The following is a 20,045-nucleotide window of genomic DNA, read 5'->3' as shown; positions in this document are numbered from 1 at the left end:
GATAGCAATATATTGATAACCGAGTTCTTATGAAAACACATACAGAAATTTTAAATAAAACCCACATACTCGCAACATCACCCGTGGTCCGCCATTTTTTACTTTTCGTTGTCGCTTCGTTGATATTAATAAAAGCCATGGGTTATGGCGGTGCCAAAGGGATTGATGTCCTATTTATTTCACTTAGCCTGTTATTATTATCTAAAATCCCCCTCACTCGGTACTTTTTGGTTATACCCTATATTATATTTTGTGCCATTTATGCCCCGGTCGGCGTGATCTACGGCCCACCTTCCGTTCCCGTGGTGTCGGCCCTGTTTCAAACCAACCGGGCGGAAGCCGTCGAATTTCTGCACACCATACCTGCCAGCTGCTATCTATTACCCAGCGCCACACTGCTAACGTTGTTTATTCTTGCTCGCTATAGCTGGCAGCGTTCGCTCCCGATAAAAAAAATATTACCATTCTTGGTAATTTTTATCGTTTTGCTGTTCGCCAGGATACTCAGTGGGGGAGTGGAAAATCTTAAATTAGTGAATTTCTTTTCCTCGCTGATTTCTTCATACCACAGCTACAACCAACAAATGGCAGAAATTGAAACCGGCACCTTGGCTCACCCTAACTGGATAGTAGATGCAGGGAATAGCACCCAGGCTAACTATGTGATAATCGTTGGCGAAAGCATGCGTAGAGACTATATGTCATCATTCGGTTATGCGACACCGACCACCCCCTTCCTGGATAACGTGAACGGGACCTTTTACAGTGATTATATATCCACCGCATCGAACACGTTCGAATCTCTGCCGAGAACCCTGGCATTGAGCGAGGGGAAAAGCAGCAATATTGCAGATAACATTATTACGCTGGCGAAAGCGGCAGGATTACACACCCATTGGTTTTCCAATCAAGGTTTGATTGGCCAATTTGATTCACCGGTTTCCAAAATAGCCATGTTCAGTGATGAACGCCGCTTCCTGAAAAAAGGGGATTATCAATCACGTAATACCGATGATGATGAGCTGTTACCCCTGCTGCAAAGCGCATTGGCTAATAATGGTCTGGGAAATCTGTATGTTTTGCATATCATGGGATCTCACTCAGACTTTTGCGAACGCCTCGGTGACGAACTGCCGGTTTTCACCAGCGATAACGCTGAGCTCGCTTGTTATCTTTCAACCTACCGCAAGACAGACCGCTTCATCGAGCATGCTTATCGGATGCTGCAAGCGACTCACACCCCCTTTAAATTAATCTATTTCTCTGACCACGGCCTTTCTCACCGAGAAATTGACGGTAAACTTTACCTGCGCCATGGCGGCAATTATTGGCAGAATTATGAAGTGCCCCTACTGGTGCTTTCTGATTCGGACCGACAACGGACTCTTATTGAGGATCCGCATAGTGCCTTTGACTTCCTCAGTCTGTTTGCCCAACAGGCGGGGATCACCATTACCCGGCCACAATTATCTTCAGCGGTAATGGCACAAGACAAGAGGCACGTCTTCAATGGTCAGGAAATGGTTGATTTTGAGCAGTTGGCCAACGACCCACCGGAGTTACTATGACGGCCCGGTTAAGCGCATCTGCTGCTACAGGTGAAAAAACGCCCGGAAAAATGGGTTTTATGATAGATTGCGCGCCTGTTCGTGTGCACCGATTAAAAGATAACTGACATGGCACTGTTGATTACCAAGAAATGCATCAACTGCGATATGTGCGAACCCGAATGCCCTAATCAGGCTATTTCGATGGGCAAGGATATCTACCAGATTGATACCGATCGCTGTACCGAATGCGTCGGCCACTACGATGTTCCCACCTGCCAGCAGGTGTGCCCTATCGATAACACTATTGTGGTTGATCCACAGCACAACGAAACCAACGAACAGCTGTGGGACAAGTTTGTGGTGCTGCACCACGCCGACCGCCTCTGACCACTGCGGTCAGATCAACAAGGGCACCGACAGGCGCCCTTGGGTTTTGTCGCCGGACAAAACTGTTACCCTTCGATAATCACCGTGGCACAGGCATAGCGGCGTTCATCCGCCAGCGAAACATGAATCGAGGTTACCCCCATCTCCTGCGCCAGCTCGGCAGCGCGAGCATGCAGGCGGATATTCGGCTTGCCGAGACCGTCGTTGAACACCTCAAACTGATTAAATGCCAGCCCATTGCGGATACCGGTGCCAAACGCCTTGGCGACGGCTTCTTTCACCGCAAACCGTTTGGCCAGAAAGCGTACCGGCTGCTGATGTTGCTGGTACAGTTCCCATTCAGCCTCGCTCAGCACGCGACGTGCCAGACGATCGCCACTGCGCTCCACGACCGCTTCGATGCGCGCCATTTCGACAATGTCGGTGCCCAGCCCCAGCACCGCCATTAGCGACGCGCTTCGCGCATCAGCAACTTCATGTCTGTCACCGCTGCCGGCAACCCACACATCACTGCCTGGCCGATTATTGCATGACCGATATTCAGCTCATGAATTTCCGGTAGGGCCGCTATCGGCTGAACGTTATGGTAAGTCAGGCCGTGGCCGGCGTTGACCTTCAGGCCTTTCTCTGCGGCATAGGTCGCGGCAACAGCAATGCGGTGCAGCTCGGTTTTCACCGCCAGTTCACCTTCAGCTTCGGCATAGGCACCGGTATGAATTTCGATATAGGGAGCGCCCACTGCAACCGCCGCATCGATCTGACGATGGTCCGGATCGATAAACAGCGAAACCAGAATGCCGGCCTTCGCCAAACGCTCAACCGCGATGGCCATCTTGTCTTGCTGCCCGGCGACGTCCAGTCCACCTTCGGTAGTTACTTCTTCACGCTTTTCCGGTACCAGGCAACAAAAGTGCGGCTTCAGCTCAATAGCGATATCCAGCATTTCATCGGTCACGGCCATTTCCAGATTCATGCGCGTCTGGATGGTCTGGCGCAAAATGCGAACGTCGCGATCGGTGATATGACGGCGGTCTTCACGCAGATGTACGGTGATCCCGTCGGCCCCTGCCTGCTCGGCAATAAATGCCGCCTGAACCGGATCCGGGTATTGGGTTCCGCGCGCGTTACGTAACGTGGCGATGTGATCGATATTGACGCCCAACAGCAAATCAGCCATGACAACCCTCTAAAAAACGATTTTCAGTGACCGTAGTTTACACTCGGTGACAGTGCTGCAAAAGGGAAAAGGTCAGGCGTCGTCGACCGGCGGATCCGGCTGTTTACGGACAAACTGACGAAACAACTCGCGGCTCTTCAGTGGTTTGCCCCTCAAGTAGGGTTTGAGTGCCATGCGGGTGAAACGTTTGGCGGCACGCAAGGTTTGCACGTCTGGGAACTGGCGCTCTGCCAGCGCACGCAGCTCACGGCCGGTAAAGCTGTAATGGTCCACCACCAGGCTGGCGATAAAGCCTTTTTCCTCGCGGTAGCGGTAAGTCATGCCGTCGTCCACCGGCAGGCCACTACCGGCACAGTGCAGGAAATCCAGGCCGTAGCCCAGGTGATTGAGCAAGGCCAATTCGAACTGACGTAGTGCCTGCTCCGGCGAAACGTCTTCTGCCGCCAACGCCTGCAAACATTGCAGATAATCGAAGAATAATACCGAGTAATTGGCTTCCTGCTCCAGTACCCGTGACAGCAGTTCATTCACGTACAGGCCGCTGTAGAGCATCATGCCGCTAAGGGGTAAACCGAGAGAGACCGCTTCGGCGCTACGCAGCGTTTTGACTTCGCCACGACCGCCCCAGCGTACCAGCAGAGGAGTAAAGGGTTGCAGGCAACCCTTTAAATTGGAACGGCGGCTGCGCGCGCCTTTTGCCAGCAAACGCACCCGCCCATGACCTTCGGTAAACATATCCAGCATCAGGCTGGTTTCACTGTACGGTCGTCCATGCAGGACGAAAGCGCGTTCCCAGCCGTCCATTAGTGGGTTTATTTCAGGTCGTCGGTATAGCCCAGGCTACGCAACGCACGTTCGTCGTCCGCCCAGCCCGATTTCACTTTCACCCACAGCTCCAGATGAACTTTGGTTTCGAACATTTGTTCCATATCCTGGCGAGCTTCGATACCGATGGTTTTGATCTTGGCGCCTTTGTTGCCGATGACCATTTTCTTTTGGCCTTCACGCTCAACCAGGATCAGCCCGTGGACGTTGTAACCGCCACGTTCATTCGGCACAAATTGTTCGATCTCAACCGTCACCGAGTAAGGCAGTTCTTCACCCAGGAAACGCATCAGCTTTTCACGGATAATTTCCGACGCCATAAAGCGCTGCGAACGGTCGGTGATGTAATCGTCCGGGAAGTGGTGTTCCGCTTCCGGCAGTACCTTACGCGCGATAGCCGCGATGGTATCCACGTTCATGCCTTTTTCAGCAGAGATCGGCACTACGTCGAGGAAGTTCATCTGCTGGCTGAGGAACGCAATGTGCGGCAACAGCTTGGATTTGTCAGTAACGTTGTCGACCTTGTTGATCGCCAGCAGGACCGGGCATTTCAGGCTACGCAGCTTGTTGACCACCATTTCATCGTCGGCGGTCCAGTTGGTCCCTTCCACAACGAAGATCACCAGCTCGACATCGCCGATTGAGCTGCTGGCCGCGCGGTTCATCAAACGGTTGATGGCGCGTTTTTCTTCGATGTGCAGACCCGGGGTGTCGACGTAAATGGCCTGATAGGCGCCATCGGTATCGATACCCATAATGCGGTGACGGGTCGTCTGTGGTTTACGCGAGGTGATGGAGACTTTTTGCCCCAGCAGTTGGTTCAGCAACGTGGACTTGCCCACGTTGGGGCGACCGACTATCGCAATAAAACCACAGTATTGTTTCTCTTCGCTCATTCAAGCTCCAGCTTTATTAACGCTTGTTCCGCTGCCGCTTGTTCGGCTTTACGGCGGCTTGAGCCGGTTCCCACGACGGGTTCGCTCAAACCACTCACCTGACAGTGGATAGTAAATTCCTGATCGTGCGCCTCACCGCGAACCTGCACCACCAGATAAGAAGGTAACGGCAGATGACGACCCTGCAAAAACTCCTGCAAACGGGTTTTTGGGTCTTTCTGCTTATCACCGGGGCTGATTTCGTCCAACCGGCTGCGATACCAGTCCAAAATCAGTCGTTCAACAGTTTGGATGTCACTATCCAGGAACACGCCGCCAATCAAGGCTTCCACCGTATCCGCCAGGATTGATTCGCGGCGGAATCCACCACTTTTCAACTCACCCGGGCCAAGACGCAGACATTCGCCCAGATCAAACTCACGCCCCATTTCTGCCAGCGTATTACCGCGCACCAGCGTGGCGCGCATACGGCTCATATCGCCCTCGTCTACGCGAGGAAAACGCTGGAACAGCGCATTGGCGATGACAAAACTGAGAATGGAGTCACCCAGAAACTCAAGACGTTCATTGTGTTTACTGCTGGCGCTACGGTGAGTTAACGCTTGCAGTAAGAGCTCCTGCTGTTGAAAAGTGTAGCCCAGCTTCCGCTGCAGCCTATTTATTACGATGGGGTTCATGAGTTACCAATAGATCAAGAATGCGTCAAAAACTTGCAGCATACGGAACAGGCCTGCTTTGCCGAAAGCCAATCCAAAGCTGTTTCGTTTGCAGTGGCTCCCAACAGGGAGCCAACTTTTTATCGCTAGAGCCGGTATTCTACAACGAGTGGAAATATAATGCTGCGTTTATAGACGCTGGATTAATGAATTCCACCGATGCGGCTAAATCTTACGCCGGTAGGCCATTCGCCTTCCTGCTTTTCAAAACTCATCCAGATAGCCGTGGCCTTGCCTACCAGATTTTTCTCCGGTACGAAGCCCCAATAGCGGCTGTCAGCGCTGTTGTCGCGGTTATCACCCATCATGAAGTAATGACCCGCCGGCACAACCCACTCCGCCAACTGTTTGCCCGGCTGCTGATAGTAAGCGCCTACCTGATCCTGCGTGCCCGGCACGGTCAGAATATGGTGAGAAACATTACCCAGCGTTTCCTGGCGTTCACGCAGGCGAATGCCACCCTGCGGCACGTTTTCACTCAGTGGGATCGGGTAGAAACCGTTGCTGGCCTCACCCATGCCGCTGCGGCTGAACAGCTGCACAAAATCACTTGGCTGTGCGTCGTTATAAGTCACGGCCAATGCAGTATCGCATGACTGGCCGCTATTACACGAAGGCTGAACGGTCACACGCTTATTGATCGGATCGTAACTCACACGGTCGCCCGGCAGACCAATCACGCGCTTGATATAATCGAGTTTCGGATCCAGCGGATATTTAAATACCGCAATATCCCCGCGTTTCGGATGACCGGTTTCAATTAGCGTGGTCTGGGTAATAGGATCTTTAATGCCGTAGGCATATTTCTCCACCAGAATAAAATCGCCAATCAACAACGTCGGCATCATGGAACCGGACGGGATTTGGAAAGGTTCGTAAATAAACGAACGCACCACAAAGACCAGCAGCAATACCGGGAAAACCGATGCGCCGGTTTCAATCCAACCCGGTTGTTTCGCCACTTTTGCCAGCGTTTTCTCGTCTACGGCACCCGCTGTCTGTGCATTCACCGCCGCAATCTTCGCTCGGCGGGCCGGCGCCCATCTGAAGCGCTCAAAAGCCCAGATGATCCCGGTCACCAAGGTGGCCAGTGCCAGGATCAGGGCAAACATATTCGCCATGCAAACTCCCTAGTTTCGCGACTTTATCGCTGTTACTTACTTGTCCTTGCCAACGTGCAGAATGGCCAGGAACGCTTCTTGCGGCAACTCGACGTTACCCACCTGCTTCATGCGTTTCTTACCGTCTTTCTGTTTCTGCAGCAGCTTCTTCTTACGGCTGACGTCACCGCCATAGCATTTCGCCAAAACGTTTTTACGCAGCTGTTTCACCGTCGAACGCGCGATGATATGGGTACCGATCGCGGCCTGGATGGCAATATCGAACTGCTGACGTGGGATCAGCTCTTTCATCTTCTCTACCAGCTCACGGCCACGGTACTGCGAATTATCGCGGTGAGTGATCAGCGCCAACGCATCCACGCGCTCGTTGTTGATCAACACGTCGACACGCACCATGTCAGAGGTCTGGAAGCGTTTGAAGTTGTAATCCAGTGACGCATAACCGCGCGAGGTAGATTTCAGACGGTCGAAGAAGTCGAGTACCACTTCTGCCATTGGAATTTCGTAAGTCAGCGCAACCTGATTACCGTGGTAAACCATGTTGGTCTGCACGCCGCGTTTCTCGATACACAGAGTGATCACGTTACCCAGGAATTCCTGCGGCATCAGCATGTGGCATTCGGCGATCGGTTCACGCAGCTCTTCGATGTTATTGAGTGGCGGCAGCTTGGATGGGCTATCAACGTAGATAGTCTCTTTGCTGGTGGTTTCCACTTCATACACTACCGTTGGCGCGGTGGTGATCAGCTCCAGATCGTATTCACGCTCCAGACGTTCCTGAATGATCTCCATGTGCAACAGGCCGAGGAAGCCACAGCGGAAGCCGAAGCCCAGCGCAGTGGAGCTCTCTGGTTCGTAGAACAGAGAGGCGTCGTTCAGGCTCAGCTTGCCCAGCGCATCGCGGAAGGATTCATAGTCGTCGGAGCTGATCGGGAACAAGCCTGCGTAAACCTGCGGCTTCACTTTTTTGAAGCCCGGCAAGGCTTTGTCCGCCGGTTGACGAGCCAGTGTCAGGGTATCGCCCACCGGTGCGCCAAGGATGTCTTTAATTGCACAGACCAACCAGCCTACTTCACCACAGTTTAACACGTCGCGATCGACACGTTTCGGGGTGAAGATGCCCAGACGATCGGCATTATAGGTTTGGCCGGTGCTCATGACCTTGATCTTGTCGCCCTTACGCATGGTGCCATTCTTGACGCGCACCAAGGAAACTACGCCCAGGTAGTTATCGAACCAGGAGTCAATGATCAGTGCCTGCAGTGGCGCTTCCGGATCGCCTGCCGGCCCCGGAATATCACGCACCAGGCGTTCGAGCACTTCTGGTACGCCAACGCCGGTTTTGGCCGAGCAACGCACCGCATCGGTAGCGTCGATACCAACGATGTCTTCAATTTCCTGCGCGGCGCGATCGGGATCGGCTGCCGGCAAGTCAATTTTGTTCAGTACCGGCACCACTTCCAGATTCATATCCAGCGCGGTGTAGCAGTTGGCCAGCGTCTGGGCTTCTACGCCCTGCCCGGCATCAACCACCAGCAGTGCGCCTTCACAGGCGGCCAGTGAACGGGAAACCTCGTAGGAGAAGTCAACGTGCCCAGGCGTGTCGATAAAGTTGAGCTGGTAGGTTTGGCCGTCTTGCGCCTTATAATCCAGCGTCACGCTCTGCGCTTTGATGGTAATGCCACGCTCGCGCTCAAGATCCATAGAATCGAGCACCTGCGCGGCCATTTCACGTTCGGTCAAGCCACCGCAGATTTGGATAATACGGTCGGACAGCGTCGACTTACCGTGGTCAATGTGGGCAATAATGGAGAAATTTCGTATGTGCTTCATTATAAAAGTTTTTCTGCCTTGGTATTTCTGAATTACTCGCCTATAGAAACCCGCATGGACCTAAAGCGACAGTGAATGGGTTCGGCCGTCTTGCGCCTGAATCGCTGCATTCTACATGCCACACCACTGAAAACCTAGCGATCGGTGCAGCGAAGGCGTTCTATTATGTACACTTTAATGTTACAGAGCGCTCCGGGTTATGAAAGCGGATGTTAACAAAGCCCAACGCGGTCAAAACGGTAAGTGATAACAATCTTCCCCCCCATATTGCCTCGCCTGCCGCTGTCAGGATCGTGTATTAATACATAACCGCCAATAACGCAATAAACCCTCTCCTAATTCCGAATAAAATAATATTCGGATCAACATCTTAGAATTGTACTTTGCTCTCCGGGCTTTAGGAAAAACCCGATGTACGCTCGCCGGCTGCTCCTATAGAAATGAAGGTGAACACCGCGATAAAACATAATTCAGGGCACTACATCGGCATGCCCACCGGGGTTCACCAGCATATCTCTGCGTGTTGATTGGAAGGTGCATAATGATCGATAAAGGGCAAATGCTGAGCCGGCACGATTTTTCAAAGGTCAATTGGGGCATTCTTGCAGCGGCAGCGCTGCTGCTAACTCTCGGTGCGGCACTGCTGTTGCTGCCGCTGCTGAGCAACATGGATGAAAATGAGGTACTGACCTTACTGCAAACCGGCGCAGCGACTATTTTACTCGGCTGTATCCTGCTGGCACTGCGCCATTACCTGCGGCCGGCATTGACCTATCGCCTGTACGAACACGGTGTCCGGGTGATTAACCCATATAGTCATAAAGAACGATTTATTCCCTTTGAAAAAATTGGTGATATTTATCGTTTTCGCGGCGGTCGTTTGTTCGGAGGAGTCTTGGATGTAATGGCGTTTCGCGCGTCGGCCGATCACCCCTGGTGTCCGGTGTTCAGCAATGTTTCCCACTCCATGCGGCTGGCCGATACCATTATCGCTCAGCAGATCCAACAGCGTGGACCACTGGCCTTGAATGCACTGTATCAGGGGGAAGTGCTGTCATTTCACTATCTCAGTTGCGGCGCTCGCTGGCTGACTCAATTGCTGGCTGACCATCGGAAAGGACAATCGGCCCAAACGTTGAACCTGAGTTCAACGGCACTGATCACACCTCAGGGGTCTATCCCGATTGAGCAGATCCGCGAACTGGAAAATAATCCGCAGCGCGGCACCATTCGCCTGTTGGATAATCAGGGCAATGCATTATTTACTATCGGCTATTTTTCGCTGCTCAGCGCCGATCTGTTTATCGCGCTGCTGGAGCATATGATCTACACCCGCATCACCGCCTACCATAACCCGGCGATGACGCGGCAGCAGTTTTAACACAGAGGCTGGTTTTCCGTTTTCAGGCGCATGGCCCCAGGCGGTAAACCAATTTGCAGAACGACGGGTTGGTAATTTGCCTGTTCACCGAGGCGGTGTGCCAAACTACGCGCCAACATAAAGGCCGCAACACCGCCGAGCAGTGCGCCAATCGCGGCAGAAGCATCGGTACCCAGCCAGTATTGCAACAGACTGCCCCCCAGCATCATGCCCAATAGCGGCGTCAGATAAACCAGCATTGCTGAGCGCAGCAGGCTGCCTTCCGCAATACCTACCTCAACCCGCTGTCCCGGTTCAAGCGGCTGCGCGATATGGACCTGTAACTGGTGTTCGGTTTCCGGCACCAGTTCATTCAACGCCCGTGCGCCACAGCCAGAACGGGCAGTACAACTGCCACATCCGGCTTTCGGCTCACAGCGCAGCAGCGCCACGCCCTGTTGCCACGAAACGACCGTGGCCCACTCTTTCATCATTGTGGTGACACCTTGAAGGAAATGCTGTCAGCGATTCGCTTGGCCGTTGCCGGCGGCAGTTCGCCAACGATAGTGATCTCATTGCCGTTACGGACTTCGGTTTGGATAGTACGACGACCCTGGCGATAATATTGCTGGCCGGCACCGCTGCCCGCAGGGCTGACGTTGACCGAGAAACTGAACAAGCCGTCGCTGTAGAGCCGCGACTCAACGGGTTCGGTCACATTCGGCAACTTGCGGCGGTTACGTGCAACTTCATCGACCCCAGCAGGCAACCAGCCGGTGCTCCAGCTCAACTTGATTTTATCTACCGCCGGAAGCGACAGCAAGGGTGGCAGGTTAGCCTTGATCAGCCCCTGCATTGCGCCTTGTACTTGCGATCCGACGACAAACGAAATCACCCGGTACTGTTCAAGCGTTTCGCCATCACGGTCGATCAAATCCACCCGTAACGGCAGCTTGGTAGCTTCATCCATCCAGACAATATAGTTATAGCGTGAACCATCACGAGCAACCACGCGGATCACTTCGCAGGGACGATCGGAAATGCGGGTGCTGCCGACGGAGATAAAATCGTAATATTTCGCCAGACGGTCAAAATCAGCATAAACAATGGCCGGCAACGCATCGACGATGTGATCGCCCGACAGCGTAAAGGGCTCCAGGCCGGGTTCGAAATAGCTAATCCCACCACCCCGTTGCAGCACTTCACGGCGCGGACCGTCCATATGCAGTAATTGGCCGAGCGGCTGCTGGTCAATCACCGCATGACGATAGCGCAGTGATTCAATCCCCTGCTTGCTGATGCTGATATAGGCGAGTTCATAATTGAGCGAACGGCTGGCACTGCTCATCTGTTGTAACAACGCCCCGGACGCAGAGGGCTGCGCCGGGGCGATGTTTGAGTAGAGCAGGCTGCCCGTCAATAGACAGACGGAGAACCAAATTTGCTTCATTACTGCTGTTGCATTCCTAAAGACTGAGTTCCGGGAACCTGAACGGCAGCCTGTTGTGGGGTGCTTTGCTCAAGCTGCAGTTGATCAGAATGCAAACGACGTTGCAACTCATAATCCTGCAGCATAGCGTTAATGCGTTTGCGCTGTTCCTGCACCTGCTGCTGTTGACCGCTGCCGGTGGAGAAACTGTCTGCCGGTACGCCGAGGCTAACCGGTGACGCCTGCCCCATGATTGGCAGGGTATTAAACGCCGGTGATTCAGCGGCACCAGATTGTGCAGCCGGTTGGTTGTATTGCTGTACGCCTACAATCACCGCCAGCGACACGCAGGCCGCCATACCAATCTGAGTGATCTGACTAGCCCAAGGGCGGACTTTGTGCCAGAACGGCATTTTCTGCCAGGTGTGAGGTTGCGGCTGAGATTCCGGAACTGCAGAAGGAACCAGACGTGCAGGTTCTTTCTCAAGTGCAGCAGCAACACGATCTGCGATATCGAGATGCATGACTTGTCCGATATCACCCCGTAGTGTGTCACGTATCAGGTGATAGCTCTGCCAGCTTTGTTGAAGCGCTCTGTCTTTAGACAACGAACTCAGCAGCTCGCTGTCGAGCGATTCCCCATCCATCAGAGCGGAAAGCTTTTCTTTCTGCATGCCTAAGTACCCTTCCTGTGTCCGCCATTGCTAACGTTGAATCAGCGGTTGAACTTTATTATCGATAGCCTCCCTGGCGCGGAAAATACGCGAACGTACGGTTCCGACCGGGCAATCCATGATGGCAGCTATCTCTTCGTAGCTTAAACCATCCAGCTCCCGCAGGGTAATCGCCATGCGAAGATCCTCAGGGAGAGACTCAATGGTACGGAAAACTATCTGTCTCAGCTCTTCTGACAACATTAAGTTCTCAGGGTTCGAAATTTCTTTCAGTGCACCCGCACTTTCGTAATTTTCGGCATCGTTGGCATCCACATCGCTGGATGGCGGACGACGGCCCTGAGCCACCAAATAATTTTTTGCCGTATTCACAGCAATTCGATACAACCAGGTATAGAAAGCGCTATCCCCACGGAACGATTCCAGTGCGCGATAGGCTTTAATAAACGACTCCTGTACCACATCAGGCACATCGCCCTGCGGTACATACCGGGAAACGAGACTCGCCACTTTATGCTGGTAACGAATTACCAGTAAGTTAAACGATTGCTGATCGCCCTTTTGGACCCGCTCAACCAGAACTTGATCCGTTAACTGCTCGCTCATCCGAGGTAAACTCTCCCCAAATCCGTCTCCACGCGTAAAATTGTACTGCCAGCCATACATTATTTTCCTGAGCAAGCACTCGCTTGGAGTTCATACAGAACACGAAGTTCCGTATGGCCATTGTTTTTTATGTTGATGTCACCCATCCGTGGCTTTTGCCCGGACAATTAGGCTAACATGAATTTCACTCTTCTTCTGCACATCATACGCTATGCAACCATCATCTGAACATGTTAGCGATGTACTGATCGTCGGTAGCGGTGCTGCCGGCCTGTCACTGGCGCTGCGCCTGGCGCAGCATTGCAAGGTTACCGTACTCAGCAAGGGGCCGCTCAACGAAGGCGCCACATTTTATGCCCAAGGCGGGATCGCCGCGGTTTTCGATGAAACGGACAGCATTGCCTCACACGTAGATGACACTTTGATTGCCGGAGCCGGCCTGTGTGACAAAGACGCCGTTGAGTTTATCGCCGGCAATGCGCGCCACTGCGTGCAGTGGTTGATTGATCAGGGGGTATTGTTCGACACCGAGGTCAACGCTCAGGGCGAAGCTCATTACCACCTGACGCGGGAAGGGGGGCACAGCCACCGCCGTATCCTGCATGCCGCTGATGCTACAGGTAAAGAAGTAGAGACTACCCTTGTGGGGAAAGCAAGCAACCACCCCAATATTTGCGTGATGGAACGCCGTAATGCGGTCGATCTGATCACCTCGAACAAAATCGGCCTGCCGGGCACTCGCCGGGTCGTCGGCGCCTATGTGTGGAACCGCGAGTTGGAGCAGGTAGAAACCTACCGCGCCAAAACCGTGGTGCTGGCTACCGGCGGTGCAGCCAAAGTGTATCAATACACCACCAACCCGGATATCTCGTCCGGCGACGGTATCGCCATGGCCTGGCGCGCAGGTTGCCGCGTCGCCAACCTGGAGTTCAATCAGTTCCACCCGACCTGCCTGTTCCATCCGCAGGCGCGTAACTTCCTGCTGACCGAAGCGTTGCGCGGTGAAGGTGCCTATCTGAAGCGCCCGGACGGCAGCCGCTTTATGCCCGATTTTGACCCTCGCGGCGAACTGGCACCACGAGACGTAGTCGCGCGAGCCATCGACCACGAAATGAAGCGTCTGGGTGCGGACTGCATGTATCTGGACATCAGCCATAAACCGGCTGAATTCATTACCCAGCATTTCCCGATGATCCATGAAAAACTGCTGACGCTGGGCTTTGACCTGACCCGCCAGCCGATCCCTATCGTCCCCGCCGCGCACTATACCTGCGGGGGTGTGATGGTCGATCAGCATGGTCGTACCGATCTTGACGGGCTATATGCCATTGGCGAGGTCAGCTATACCGGCCTGCACGGCGCTAACCGCATGGCATCCAACTCACTGCTGGAATGTCTGGTCTACGGTTGGTCGGCAGCGGAAGACATCATGATGCGTCTGCCGTTTATCAAGCTGGCGAAACAGCTGCCGCAGTGGGATGAAAGCCGGGTGGACGACGCTGATGAACGAGTGGTGATCCAACATAACTGGCATGAATTGCGCTTGTTTATGTGGGACTACGTAGGGATAGTGCGCACCACCAAACGGCTGGAGCGAGCGCTGCGCCGCATCAATACCTTGCAGGCAGAAATTGACGAGTACTACGCCAACTTCCGCATCTCCAACAACCTGCTGGAACTGCGCAATTTGGTACAGGTGGCGGAGCTTATCGTCCGCAGCGCCATGGAACGCAAGGAAAGCCGTGGATTGCACTATACGCTGGACTATCCGGACCTGCTGCCGGAAGCGTTGCCGACCATTCTGCAGCCTTAATCGCATCGCTAGGGCACCAATAGCGGTGCCCTTTTCATCTCAGTAAAACAAGTAGAAATCGGTAATCAGACGGCGAAAATCATCGGTGTAACTGCCATCGGCCAACTTAATCGCCAGCTTCTGCTCGGTTGCATCTTCCGCAGGCTGACGCGCCAGGGCTAACAGTACCCGGTGCATCGGCGTATCCGCACGATCGCTGACATTCAGTCGCTGCGCAGTATGCCAGCCACGGCGTTGGGCATTAGTTTCGAAAGCTTCGCCAATGTCATGCGGCAGCACCACGCAAAAAGTCCCCTGCGGCGCGATTAACTGTTCCGCACTGGCCAGCAGGGCATCGTGGGTCAGGGTTTCGGTATAGCGTGCGTTGTGTCGCGCCTGGTCACGACAGGCAACCGCAGGCTCGAAATACGGCGGGTTGCTGACGATCAGATCATATTCACCGGCATGATGCTGGGAAAAATGGTGAATATCCTGCGCATGTACCCGAATGCGCGTCGACCAAGGGGATTCCAGCACATTGTCATTCGCCTGTGCAGCGGCGGCTTCATCCAGCTCTACAGCGTCAATCTGCACGTTCTCGGCGGTACGCTGCGCCAGCATCAGCGCGATCAATCCGCTGCCACTGCCGATGTCCAGCACCCGTTGTGCCTGCGCCAGGGGGGCCCATGCACCGAGCAACACGCCGTCGGTACCCACTTTCATTGCACAGCGATCGTGAGCAACAAAAAATTGCTTAAAGGTAAAACCGCCGCGACGCGGAGTAAAATTCGCTTTCGATTGAGTGCTCACAATAACCACCTGATTACAAAACTGGCGTAGCATAAGGCAATCTGATTTTTGGGAAAAGAGATGCTTTCCGCTTAAATAGGTGAAGAACGCGGCCAACCCGTCTATAATCGGCGCCCCAAGTAGAGGTAGACCATGACAGTAACCAATTTTTCCGAGCTCGAACTCGATGAACGCCTGATCAACGCCCTGCGTGATAAAGGCTACGAACGCCCAACCGCCATTCAAGCCGAGGCGATCCCGCCTGCGATGGATGGGCGCGACGTATTGGGTTCGGCGCCGACCGGCACCGGCAAGACCGCTGCATTTTTGCTGCCGGTATTGCAACATCTGCTCGACTTCCCACGCAAGAAGTCCGGCCCACCGCGCGTACTGATCCTGACCCCGACACGCGAGCTGGCGATGCAGGTAGCCGATCAGGCACGTGAACTGGCTGCTCATACTTCGCTGGATATCGCTACCATCACCGGTGGCGTCGCCTATATGAACCACGCGGAAGTCTTCAGCGAAAACCAGGACGTGGTCGTTGCCACTACCGGTCGTCTGCTGCAGTACATTAAAGAAGAAAACTTCGACTGCCGCGCGGTAGAAACGCTGATCCTCGATGAAGCCGACCGCATGCTCGACATGGGCTTCGCGCAGGACATCGAAACCATTTCCGCCGAAACCCGCTGGCGTAACCAGACCCTGCTGTTCTCCGCGACGCTGGAAGGCGATGCCATCCGCGAATTCGCCGAACGTATTCTGAAAGAGCCGGTAGAAGTCGAAGCTGACCCGTCACGCCGCGAGCGCAAAAAGATCCTGCAGTGGTACTACCGCGCCGACGATGTGGCACATAAAACCGCCCTGCTGGTGCATTTGCTGCAACAACCGGACGTGCAGAAATCCGTGATCTTCGTGCGTAAGCGTGAGCGCGTGCATGAGCTGGCAGCCTGGCTGCGCGAGGCCGGTATTAATACCTGTTACCTCGAAGGCGAAATGGTGCAGGCCAAGCGTAACGAAGCGGTAAAACGCATGATGGACGGCCGAGTCAACGTGCTGGTCGCCACCGACGTTGCTGCCCGTGGTCTGGATATTCTGGATATCACCCACGTGTTCAACTTCGACATGCCGCGCACGGCGGATACCTACCTGCACCGCATCGGCCGTACCGGTCGTGCCGGGCGTAAAGGTACCGCGATCTCGCTGGTTGAGGCACACGACCACCTGCTGCTGGGCAAAGTGGGCCGTTACCTGAACGAGCCGTTGAAAGCGCGGGTGATCGAAGAGCTGCGTCCGTCAACCAAAGTGCCGAGCGAAAAAAGCAACGGCAAGCCTTCCAAGAAGGTGCTTGCCAAACGCGCAGCCGACAAAGAAAAGAACAAAGAAAAAGCCAAGGTGAAAGTACGTCATCGCGATGCGAAAAACGTGGGCAAACGTCGCCAGCCGAAGGCAAAACCTGAGAGCAACGGCGCGAAGTAATGCTGCCGTAGTGAATAAAAACCGCCTTCCATTAACCTGAAGGCGGTTTTTTTATGCCCGCTTACAGTTGTGCATAATGCGTTGCCTGCTGATGGCCTTTCAACCAGGCATTCAGTTGTCGAGAACCCTCGCGCATTTCTTCACTCTGCAACGACATTGGCGTTTGTGAGAAATAGAACTGAAAGGCCATCCCCTGCTGATTGCGAGCCTTGGCATCCGCCCCCGCCTGCAACAGCATCAACGCCAACTGCGGCGCATTGGTTTTTGCCGCGACATGCAAAGGCGTATCGCCCAGCCGATCGCTCAACGTGACATCGCCCCCGGAGACCAACAGTAACCGCAGTTGCTCTTCCCGCCCGGCCAATACGGCAGTCGCCAGGGGTGTGGCACCGGTTACCGCGTTACGTGGGTTAACCGCTCCCCCCTGCTCCAGCAACAGCCGCAAATACTGCGAGTCCTGCACCGCCGCCGCAGTATGCAGCGCGCTGTTGCCATCCAGCCCCGGAATGGAGGCATCAGCCCCCAGCTCCAGCAGTAAGGCCAGACTTTGCGGTTGCTGTGCCAGTATTGCCCATTGCAGCAAAGTAACCTGACGGTCGCCCTGCTCGCTCAGACGCCCCTGCGTTGCCTGTTCGAGGATACCCTTGGTGTCACCACGCGCTACCGCCTGGGCCAGCGCCGCATTGTCGTGCCCGTTGAAGGGAGAGTTTTCCTGATTCATCTGTTGCTCCTTAGCCATCATCAGCAAACCGGCGATCGCAACCAACGCCAGCATGGCGATAATCAAGGTCTGCCGTACGCGCCGTCTGTCAGGCATTGGCCTTGATCTCCCATGGCTTTTGCTCCGCCATCGAACTGATGACCTTATCGATACCGTGCGCGGTCAGGCTGCGATCCATATGTTTACTCGGCCGCCAGTCGTCAATGCCGCTCAGAGTATCGTTATTGGCCAATGTGATTTTATGCCCGATGGCGTCCGGAATTAGCGAAGTGGACTCCTGGGTGCCAGTCAGCATGTCGTATTGTTCGCTGTAACGGCGGATCCCCCCCGCTTGAGCATCCTGTTTCGCCGCTGCCGGATCGAGCCCCATACGGTTCAACGTGTAATCGGAAACGCCTGCGGCATTAAAAGTAACCGCCACAGTGCCAGTCGCCAGTGCCGCCGTTGCTGCCAGACCACCGCCAAGCGAATGGCCGGCAATCACCAGTGCCTCGCCAAATGCCGCTTTGGCACTTTTGGCAACCGCGACCGCCTGATTGTACTGCACATCATCATAGCCGGTCGCCTGACGCACATTGCTCAACCAGTCACGCATATCATTGGTGCCAGCAAAAGCCAATACATACTGCTGATTATCGCTGTAGATCCCGGCCTGGAAACCCGATGCCGAGTCATGCAGACTGGCGGGGTCAATGCCTGCACCGAGCAAGGCACCGTCGCTCAAGCGGGTGAAACCACCAACGCCCTGACTGGCGGTGTTGTAAACATCCTTGGCCAGTAACGCCAGCGTATAGTCCCCTTGCTGTGACTGTTGCCCACGCGTCACGCCCTGATTGGCAGCCACCGGCACAGCGGCCGACATATCGCTCACAAGCGTATTCAGCAGATTCTGCGCATTCAGACTGTTTGGGGAAAGCGTGACCGCAGGGGCTTTGGTCGCTGGGGACTCAATCGGCTGTGGCGAACTCAGGGGTTCCGGTATCGCACGGGCCAGCGGGGGTTGAATGGCCGCAGGGCTGACCGCAGAGGTAAAACTCAAAGACATACTCATGCCAACTCCTTGTCGATAGACTTATCTATGCCGCACCCAAATGAGTGCTGCTGTAGCTATCGGCAGGTCGGAGCAGTTCTGTAATGCGAGCGATTATCTTTGCGGGGAATGTGATCAGGATTCACTTTCTGGCCGTTGCGGCAAGAAAAAAGGGAGCCGAAGCTCCCTTATTAATCACGCGGACAATTACAGACTTTCTGTAAAAGTACGTGTAATCACGTCGCGTTGCTGTTCTGGCGTCAGCGAGTTGAAACGCACCGCATAACCGGACACGCGGATGGTCAGCTGCGGGTATTTTTCCGGATGCTTAACCGCATCTTCCAGCGTTTCACGGCGCAACACGTTCACATTCAGGTGCTGACCACCTTCTACGCGAACGGTCGATTGCATTTCCAACGGCACTTCACGGTACTCGATCTGGCCCAGTTCGCTGACCGGAACGACCTGATCTTCCGCGTAGTTGGCTTTCGCACAAACGCAGCGAGCTTCGGATTGTTCATCGTCCAGCAGCCAGAAAGAGTTCACCAGCGCCTGGTCGTTCGCTTTAGTGATTTGAATACCAGTAATCATGTTGTTGCCTCCGTACAAGGGCGAAAAATTCTACTTCGAAAGAAAACCCAATGTTGGTTTCGGCCATTTGGTAAAACCATTGTTGTCTTGTTGTTCTGTATACCAGTCTGACCGGGGCAATTCTTTGATTAAAGTCAATTTTCACGGGGTACCCACACACCGAAAAGGGGCAAGTTTATGTTTTATGTCAATTTTCCCCGCAGGACACATCGCAATTATTTTTGTAAATTTTCAACATTATTTGCATCAACCGAAAAGACGTCAGGATAAAAGCGGGTTTCACTGAGTGAAGCTAAACGGTAAGCTATGCCCAGTGAATTGTTAACGAAAACAAAGGAGAGCGTTTATGTCCACCTCCCTCACCTGGCATGATGTTATCGGCAAGGAGAAAGAGCAGCCCTATTTTCATGAAACGCTTGCCTTTGTTGCCGCTGAACGTCAGGCAGGTAAAACCATTTACCCACCGCAAAAAGACGTGTTCAACGCCTTTCGTTATACCGAACTGGCAGACGTGAAAGTGGTGATCCTCGGTCAGGATCCCTATCACGGCCCGAATCAGGCCCATGGCCTGTCTTTCTCGGTGCTGCCCGGTGTACCTGCTCCCCCTTCGCTGGTGAATATGTATAAAGAGCTGGCAACCGACATTCCTGGCTTTGAACGTCCTGACCACGGCTGTCTGCAAAGCTGGGCGGAACAAGGCGTGCTGCTACTGAACACGGTGTTGACGGTGGAAGGCGGCCAGGCACATTCACACGCCAAGCTGGGCTGGGAAACCTTTACCGATAAGGTGATTGCCGCGCTGAATGAAAACCGCGAAGGCGTAGTGTTTCTGCTGTGGGGCGCTCACGCCCAGAAGAAAGGCAACTTTATCGACAGCAACCGCCACCACGTGCTGAAAGCGCCGCACCCTTCACCGCTTTCCGCCCATAGGGGTTTCCTCGGCTGCCGCCACTTCTCGCAGGCCAACCAGCTGTTGGTGCAACAGGGATTGCAACCTATCGACTGGCTGCCGCAACTGCCGCTAGCCTGATTCAAACGTAAAAAAGGCACCCGAGGGTGCCTTAAGTTT

At 54.1% G+C, this 20,045-nt stretch carries 21 protein-coding genes; 6 read left to right on the top strand and 15 right to left on the bottom strand.

The features are described from left to right. Positions 1-29 precede the first annotated feature (29 nt). Both ACUTSU_RS12860 and ACUTSU_RS12855 read left to right on the top strand, forming a co-directional pair. Positions 30-1,568, top strand: a complete 1,539-nt coding sequence (locus tag ACUTSU_RS12860) for a phosphoethanolamine transferase (protein ID WP_445654258.1) — start codon at positions 30-32, stop codon at positions 1,566-1,568. Positions 1,569-1,676: 108 nt separating this feature from the next. Further along, a complete protein-coding gene (locus ACUTSU_RS12855; RefSeq protein WP_445652307.1) occupies positions 1,677-1,937 on the top strand; it encodes a YfhL family 4Fe-4S dicluster ferredoxin in 261 nt (86 codons plus the stop codon). Positions 1,938-2,002: 65 nt separating this feature from the next. Here the strand turns inward: ACUTSU_RS12855 and acpS are convergent, their stop codons facing one another. From acpS to lepA, 7 genes are all read right to left on the bottom strand, one after another. Further along, entirely contained in the window at positions 2,003-2,383 is a 381-nt protein-coding gene (acpS, locus tag ACUTSU_RS12850) for a holo-ACP synthase (RefSeq protein WP_017893718.1), read from the bottom strand. Beyond that, positions 2,383-3,114 (bottom strand): pyridoxine 5'-phosphate synthase, encoded by a 732-nt coding sequence (pdxJ, locus tag ACUTSU_RS12845; protein WP_445652308.1) that lies wholly within the window; start codon positions 3,112-3,114, stop codon positions 2,383-2,385. The genes acpS and pdxJ overlap by 1 nt, the downstream gene beginning before the upstream one ends. 72 nt (positions 3,115-3,186) lie before the next feature. After that, on the bottom strand, positions 3,187-3,918 hold the full coding sequence (gene recO / locus ACUTSU_RS12840; protein WP_445652309.1) for a DNA repair protein RecO: 732 nt from the start codon (positions 3,916-3,918) through the stop codon (positions 3,187-3,189). Positions 3,919-3,926: 8 nt separating this feature from the next. Further along, positions 3,927-4,835, bottom strand: a complete 909-nt coding sequence (gene era, locus ACUTSU_RS12835; protein WP_012146374.1) for a GTPase Era — start codon at positions 4,833-4,835, stop codon at positions 3,927-3,929. Further along, on the bottom strand, positions 4,832-5,512 hold the full coding sequence (rnc, locus tag ACUTSU_RS12830) for a ribonuclease III (protein ID WP_012146375.1): 681 nt from the start codon (positions 5,510-5,512) through the stop codon (positions 4,832-4,834). Before rnc ends, era begins: the two co-directional genes overlap by 4 nt. A 182-nt stretch (positions 5,513-5,694) precedes the next feature. Next, positions 5,695-6,672, bottom strand: a complete 978-nt coding sequence (gene lepB / locus ACUTSU_RS12825; RefSeq protein ID WP_445652310.1) for a signal peptidase I — start codon at positions 6,670-6,672, stop codon at positions 5,695-5,697. A 36-nt stretch (positions 6,673-6,708) separates the two neighbouring features. Beyond that, positions 6,709-8,505 carry a translation elongation factor 4 gene (gene lepA, locus ACUTSU_RS12820; protein WP_445652311.1) on the bottom strand — a complete coding sequence of 599 codons (1,797 nt, stop codon included), beginning with the start codon at positions 8,503-8,505 and terminating at the stop codon, positions 6,709-6,711. Between the two features lie 541 nt (positions 8,506-9,046). On the opposite strand from lepA, the gene ACUTSU_RS12815 reads away from it, so the two are divergent. Next, positions 9,047-9,886, top strand: coding sequence for a hypothetical protein (locus ACUTSU_RS12815; RefSeq protein WP_445654257.1), 840 nt, complete (start codon positions 9,047-9,049; stop codon positions 9,884-9,886). Here ACUTSU_RS12815 and rseC read toward each other — a convergent pair. From rseC to rpoE, 4 genes are read right to left on the bottom strand one after another with little or no spacing between them, the layout of a single operon-like run. Then, positions 9,883-10,359, bottom strand: a complete 477-nt coding sequence (gene rseC / locus ACUTSU_RS12810) for a SoxR-reducing system protein RseC (protein ID WP_445652313.1) — start codon at positions 10,357-10,359, stop codon at positions 9,883-9,885. The two genes, ACUTSU_RS12815 and rseC, sit on opposite strands and share 4 nt — an antisense overlap. Beyond that, positions 10,356-11,315, bottom strand: a complete 960-nt coding sequence (gene rseB / locus ACUTSU_RS12805) for a sigma-E factor regulatory protein RseB (protein ID WP_445652314.1) — start codon at positions 11,313-11,315, stop codon at positions 10,356-10,358. Before rseB ends, rseC begins: the two co-directional genes overlap by 4 nt. Beyond that, entirely contained in the window at positions 11,315-11,968 is a 654-nt protein-coding gene (rseA, locus tag ACUTSU_RS12800; protein ID WP_012146381.1) for an anti-sigma-E factor RseA, read from the bottom strand. The genes rseB and rseA overlap by 1 nt, the downstream gene beginning before the upstream one ends. A gap of 30 nt (positions 11,969-11,998) precedes the next feature. Continuing rightward, positions 11,999-12,574 (bottom strand): RNA polymerase sigma factor RpoE, encoded by a 576-nt coding sequence (gene rpoE, locus ACUTSU_RS12795; protein WP_261414198.1) that lies wholly within the window; start codon positions 12,572-12,574, stop codon positions 11,999-12,001. 211 nt (positions 12,575-12,785) lie between these two features. Here rpoE and nadB point away from each other — a divergent pair, with 211 nt between their 5' ends. Beyond that, the gene (gene nadB / locus ACUTSU_RS12790; protein WP_261153211.1) at positions 12,786-14,387 is read left to right on the top strand and encodes an L-aspartate oxidase; all 1,602 of its coding nucleotides are present in this window, start codon (positions 12,786-12,788) and stop codon (positions 14,385-14,387) included. A gap of 39 nt (positions 14,388-14,426) precedes the next feature. On the opposite strand, the gene trmN is transcribed toward nadB, so the two are convergent. Beyond that, complete coding sequence (trmN, locus tag ACUTSU_RS12785) at positions 14,427-15,209, bottom strand: tRNA(1)(Val) (adenine(37)-N(6))-methyltransferase TrmN (RefSeq protein WP_445654256.1); 783 nt, start codon at positions 15,207-15,209, stop codon at positions 14,427-14,429. A gap of 99 nt (positions 15,210-15,308) precedes the next feature. On the opposite strand from trmN, the gene srmB reads away from it, so the two are divergent. Beyond that, a complete protein-coding gene (gene srmB, locus ACUTSU_RS12780; RefSeq protein ID WP_445652317.1) occupies positions 15,309-16,634 on the top strand; it encodes an ATP-dependent RNA helicase SrmB in 1,326 nt (441 codons plus the stop codon). A gap of 61 nt (positions 16,635-16,695) precedes the next feature. Here srmB and ACUTSU_RS12775 read toward each other — a convergent pair whose 3' ends face one another. The 3 genes from ACUTSU_RS12775 to grcA all read right to left on the bottom strand — a co-directional run bounded on the left by ACUTSU_RS12775 (position 16,696) and on the right by grcA (position 18,976). Beyond that, positions 16,696-17,451, bottom strand: a complete 756-nt coding sequence (locus ACUTSU_RS12775; protein ID WP_445652318.1) for an ankyrin repeat domain-containing protein — start codon at positions 17,449-17,451, stop codon at positions 16,696-16,698. Further along, a complete protein-coding gene (locus tag ACUTSU_RS12770) occupies positions 17,444-18,406 on the bottom strand; it encodes a phospholipase (RefSeq protein WP_445652319.1) in 963 nt (320 codons plus the stop codon). The genes ACUTSU_RS12775 and ACUTSU_RS12770 overlap by 8 nt, the downstream gene beginning before the upstream one ends. 186 nt (positions 18,407-18,592) lie before the next feature. Beyond that, on the bottom strand, positions 18,593-18,976 hold the full coding sequence (grcA, locus tag ACUTSU_RS12765) for an autonomous glycyl radical cofactor GrcA (protein ID WP_445652320.1): 384 nt from the start codon (positions 18,974-18,976) through the stop codon (positions 18,593-18,595). Between the two features lie 346 nt (positions 18,977-19,322). On the opposite strand from grcA, the gene ung reads away from it, so the two are divergent. Further along, the gene (gene ung / locus ACUTSU_RS12760; protein ID WP_445652321.1) at positions 19,323-20,006 is read left to right on the top strand and encodes a uracil-DNA glycosylase; all 684 of its coding nucleotides are present in this window, start codon (positions 19,323-19,325) and stop codon (positions 20,004-20,006) included. Positions 20,007-20,045 lie beyond the last annotated feature (39 nt).

Source organism: Serratia sp. NA_13 (genome assembly GCF_052691735.1).
Note: the sequence above shows the minus strand (reverse complement) of the source record. Positions and strands in the feature narration are given on the sequence as shown.

What these genes read in the sequence shown, in the direction of transcription:
- ACUTSU_RS12775 (WP_445652318.1), bottom strand. Translation starts at nt 17,451, where the DNA reads ATGCCTGACAGACGGCGCGTACGGCAGACCTTGATTATCGCCATGCTG.
- ACUTSU_RS12860 (WP_445654258.1), top strand. Translation starts at nt 30, where the DNA reads ATGAAAACACATACAGAAATTTTAAATAAAACCCACATACTCGCAACA.
- rseB (WP_445652314.1), bottom strand. Translation starts at nt 11,315, where the DNA reads ATGAAGCAAATTTGGTTCTCCGTCTGTCTATTGACGGGCAGCCTGCTC.
- trmN (WP_445654256.1), bottom strand. Translation starts at nt 15,209, where the DNA reads ATGCTACGCCAGTTTTGTAATCAGGTGGTTATTGTGAGCACTCAATCG.
- rpoE (WP_261414198.1), bottom strand. Translation starts at nt 12,574, where the DNA reads ATGAGCGAGCAGTTAACGGATCAAGTTCTGGTTGAGCGGGTCCAAAAG.
- pdxJ (WP_445652308.1), bottom strand. Translation starts at nt 3,114, where the DNA reads ATGGCTGATTTGCTGTTGGGCGTCAATATCGATCACATCGCCACGTTA.
- rseC (WP_445652313.1), bottom strand. Translation starts at nt 10,359, where the DNA reads ATGATGAAAGAGTGGGCCACGGTCGTTTCGTGGCAACAGGGCGTGGCG.
- rnc (WP_012146375.1), bottom strand. Translation starts at nt 5,512, where the DNA reads ATGAACCCCATCGTAATAAATAGGCTGCAGCGGAAGCTGGGCTACACT.
- era (WP_012146374.1), bottom strand. Translation starts at nt 4,835, where the DNA reads ATGAGCGAAGAGAAACAATACTGTGGTTTTATTGCGATAGTCGGTCGC.
- grcA (WP_445652320.1), bottom strand. Translation starts at nt 18,976, where the DNA reads ATGATTACTGGTATTCAAATCACTAAAGCGAACGACCAGGCGCTGGTG.
- ACUTSU_RS12855 (WP_445652307.1), top strand. Translation starts at nt 1,677, where the DNA reads ATGGCACTGTTGATTACCAAGAAATGCATCAACTGCGATATGTGCGAA.
- acpS (WP_017893718.1), bottom strand. Translation starts at nt 2,383, where the DNA reads ATGGCGGTGCTGGGGCTGGGCACCGACATTGTCGAAATGGCGCGCATC.
- recO (WP_445652309.1), bottom strand. Translation starts at nt 3,918, where the DNA reads ATGGACGGCTGGGAACGCGCTTTCGTCCTGCATGGACGACCGTACAGT.
- ACUTSU_RS12770 (WP_445652319.1), bottom strand. Translation starts at nt 18,406, where the DNA reads ATGAGTATGTCTTTGAGTTTTACCTCTGCGGTCAGCCCTGCGGCCATT.
- lepA (WP_445652311.1), bottom strand. Translation starts at nt 8,505, where the DNA reads ATGAAGCACATACGAAATTTCTCCATTATTGCCCACATTGACCACGGT.
- ung (WP_445652321.1), top strand. Translation starts at nt 19,323, where the DNA reads ATGTCCACCTCCCTCACCTGGCATGATGTTATCGGCAAGGAGAAAGAG.
- rseA (WP_012146381.1), bottom strand. Translation starts at nt 11,968, where the DNA reads ATGCAGAAAGAAAAGCTTTCCGCTCTGATGGATGGGGAATCGCTCGAC.
- srmB (WP_445652317.1), top strand. Translation starts at nt 15,309, where the DNA reads ATGACAGTAACCAATTTTTCCGAGCTCGAACTCGATGAACGCCTGATC.
- lepB (WP_445652310.1), bottom strand. Translation starts at nt 6,672, where the DNA reads ATGGCGAATATGTTTGCCCTGATCCTGGCACTGGCCACCTTGGTGACC.
- ACUTSU_RS12815 (WP_445654257.1), top strand. Translation starts at nt 9,047, where the DNA reads ATGATCGATAAAGGGCAAATGCTGAGCCGGCACGATTTTTCAAAGGTC.
- nadB (WP_261153211.1), top strand. Translation starts at nt 12,786, where the DNA reads ATGCAACCATCATCTGAACATGTTAGCGATGTACTGATCGTCGGTAGC.